Annotated in this window: 2 protein-coding genes; both read left to right on the top strand. The window is 59.9% G+C overall.

Annotated features, from left to right (window positions below; genetic code table 11):
* The first annotated feature begins 65 nt into the window (after nucleotides 1-65).
* On the top strand, nucleotides 66-503 hold the full coding sequence (locus JMA46_RS16670; RefSeq protein WP_207346468.1) for an amidohydrolase family protein: 438 nt from the start codon (nucleotides 66-68) through the stop codon (nucleotides 501-503).
* Nucleotides 500-1,225 carry a hypothetical protein gene (locus tag JMA46_RS16665; protein ID WP_207346467.1) on the top strand — a complete coding sequence of 242 codons (726 nt, stop codon included), beginning with the start codon at nucleotides 500-502 and terminating at the stop codon, nucleotides 1,223-1,225. The genes JMA46_RS16670 and JMA46_RS16665 overlap by 4 nt, the downstream gene beginning before the upstream one ends.
* Nucleotides 1,226-1,606 lie beyond the last annotated feature (381 nt).

Raw genomic sequence — 1,606 nt, 5'->3', positions numbered from 1 at the left:
GCAGAACTGTCACCGATGTGTTGATACAGAAGTGTCACCGATGTCCTGCGACATAACACAACAAAATTAACAGATCCCACACAAAATTAAAAGGCCCCCGCACAAGACCTAACAAAGTACTACTAGGGCCCGAACGCTCAGACTTCTACGATCCGTGCGCTTCCGCACTGCGCGCCGGTCTGAAGATCTCCCTGCACAGCGACTGGAACGTCACTCCGCTGGAGCCATTGCGCTACGTCCAAGATGCCGTCACCCGGATCATGGCCGAGGGCGGAGAAGTTCTCAATGTCGATGAGCGCATAGGGGTGGAGGCGGCACTTCGCGCCGTCACCATTGATGCCGCCTGGCAGTGCCGCGCGGACAACATCACCGGCTCCATTGAGTCAGGCAAGTATGCCGATCTGGTGCTGCTCGAGGAGAATCCGCTGGAGATCGAGCCGACGCAGATCGAGCACATTGCCGTGTCCCAAACCCTCCTCGCTGGCAAGGTTTGCAGCCGGTGACCGCCGACAACGCCTCCGAAAGCAGCACCGAGGGCAACTCCGAGGGCGCCGCCAGCGAGTCGAGCGCTGAAGTGGGTCCCTCCGAGAAGGCGGAGCGCTTCTCAGCCGGAGATCTGGCGCCCGCGACCGCTGTGGGGTTCGTCTTTCTGATTCTGCGGATCTTTGCCGTGTCCGGGTATGACTGGAATACGGCGTTCGCGGTCAGCACCACGCTCAGTCCCAGCGACGCACTGGCCCTTGTCTTCGGGTCCCTCATGGCCGGGCACGTGCTGGTGCAAATTTTGCTGGTGGTGGTTCTTCCGCTCCTCATCGCCACATTCTTGTGGTCTTCGCTCGGGCACCGGGCAACGGTGCTGCTGGCCACCACCTTGGGTTTGGTCACCCTGATCGCACTGACCGTCAGCTTTAAGATCTGGTGGCTGCCGGTGGCATCGGCTGCAGTTTTCGTGCTGTTTGCCCTGACGCACCGGCTTTCCACAAAACACTGGCTGCGGCGCATGCTCTCGGTGGCGATGGCCAGCGTGGGCGTGGTGGCTGCCGTGGCGATCCTGCTCGTCGCCGCGTTCATCCAGACGCCATGGGTGCCGCAGGAACAGATTCAAACCACCCACGGGACTCTCATTGGCTACGTCCTCAGCGTCGACTCCGGCTACCTCAACGTGCTGACCGAAGAGCACGAGTTCGTCATCCTCAACACCTCAGACGTGCTGTCACGTAAATAGGCGCAAAGAATGGCCCCGCCCCGCCGTCGTATGAACACACGACGTCGGGGCGGGGCCATCAGTAGCCAACTTGGCGGGTTGGCCTGCAGCAGCGTTGCGGCTACTCCATTGCCATGGCGGCAGGCTTGTTGTCGCTGGACTCGGCGAGCATGGCAGTGAATTCCTCTTCAATCACCGGGTTCGGCTTGTAGGTCATCTTGGAGACAACCACGGCCACGATGACGTTGAGGATGAACGCGGGGACAATTTCATACTGTGATGTCTCAAGGCAGCGGTGACACTTCTGTATCAGGACATCGGTGACACTCGCTGCCTCAAGACATCGGTAACATTTAGCGTTGATCGGCGTTTTGAAAACTCACGGTGGCCCGGTCAATCCCG

Origin of the sequence: Arthrobacter sp. E3 (assembly GCF_017353415.1) — a bacterium.
GTDB lineage: Bacteria > Actinomycetota > Actinomycetes > Actinomycetales > Micrococcaceae > Specibacter.
This window is presented reverse-complemented; position numbering and strand designations above follow the sequence as displayed.